Origin of the sequence: Pseudoxanthobacter sp. (assembly GCF_036822375.1) — a bacterium.
In the GTDB taxonomy this organism is placed as follows: domain Bacteria; phylum Pseudomonadota; class Alphaproteobacteria; order Rhizobiales; family Segnochrobactraceae; genus Pseudoxanthobacter.
The window spans coordinates 1-1304 of sequence record NZ_DAISHT010000174.1; the positions used below are offsets into that span (position 1 = coordinate 1).

General features: G+C 72.3%; 1 protein-coding gene. It reads left to right on the top strand.

The genetic code is table 11. From position 1 onward, the window contains the following. Nucleotides 1-225: 225 nt before the first annotated feature. Nucleotides 226-1304: DUF6600 domain-containing protein (locus V7067_RS13795; RefSeq protein WP_334176482.1), on the top strand; the 1079-nt coding region annotated here is incomplete at its 3' end.

Consider the following 1304-nt stretch of genomic DNA (forward strand, 5'->3'; position numbering starts at 1 on the left):
GTTTCGCCTGCCGCTTCAGGCCCCGTTCGCGTTCCGGACTTGGCCCGATATCGAGAAAAGCCGCCCCGTGACAACCGGGCGGCTTTGTCGTTTGCAGGTTGCCGCACACCGCTACAGCTTGCCGCAGGACGCCATTCACCGGCCGTTCAGCCACAATGTGCTGTGCTGATCGCCACAGCCCGGGTCGCCGGCCCGGCAGCAATGACCGCCGATGAGAGACACGCCTTGACGAGCGCAAATGGCAGCCCGCCGGCCGCTGAGGCCGAACCGGCCCGCACGGCCAGGCCGCGGCGGACGCTTGGCGCGCGCCTCGCACGCGGCGGCCTGCCGGCGGTGCTGGTGGCAGCCGCCCTCGCCCTCGCCGTGCCGCTCGATCAGGCCGGCGAGAGCCTCGACAGCGATTTTCTCGACACCGCAGCCGCCGAGACCACGGCGCACGATATCGACGTATTCTATGCGCCGCTCGCCGCGCATGGCCGCTGGGTGGCCATGGCGCCTTATGGCTATGTCTGGGTGCCGACCGGCGTTGCGCCGGGCTGGCGCCCCTACACGCTGGGCCAGTGGCTGTGGACGGACCGCTATGGCTGGCTGTGGGCCTCCGACGAGCCGTTCGGCTGGGCGGTCTATCACTATGGCCGGTGGGGTTATGACAAGGCACGCGGCTGGTTCTGGGTGCCGGGCGACCGTTGGGCCCCGGCGTGGGTGACCTGGCGGGAAGGCGATGAAACCATTGGCTGGGCGCCGCTGGCGCCGGAGGGCAAGGGCCCGGCGCTGGGCGTGCCGCGCCGCCAGCAGCCGCCGGTGACCGAGGCCTGGGTGTTCGTGCCCAGCCTGCGCTTTGCGCAGCCGCGGCTTTATCTCTATGCCGCTCCGGTGCGCGAGACCTATCGCTCGCTCGACCGCGCGCCGCTGCGCTGGTCCTATCCCGATACGCCGGGCGAGCCGGTCAACCGGCCGTTCGACCGCGACTGGCTGAGGCGCCACAACGGCCAGCTCGACCTGCCGGCCACGAGTGTCGATTTCGTCAGCGAGCCGGCCGCAACGCGCCGCTCGCCGGGGCGTATCCGGCTTTATCGCCCCGTCATCGAACATGACGGCGCCGTGCTGCCGCCGCCCGCCCCGGCTGTGGCCGACGGCACCGCGCTGACCGGCCCGCTCATCGGAGAAACCGCCGTGCGCCAGCTCGCACCGGCCCCGCCGAAACCGAAGCTGAAGCTGCCGATCCGGCCGCGGGAGCGCGGCAGCGAGGGCACCGCGCCCGCCGCCGGCGATCCGGCCGCAGCCCCGATACCTCCGGCCCCGGC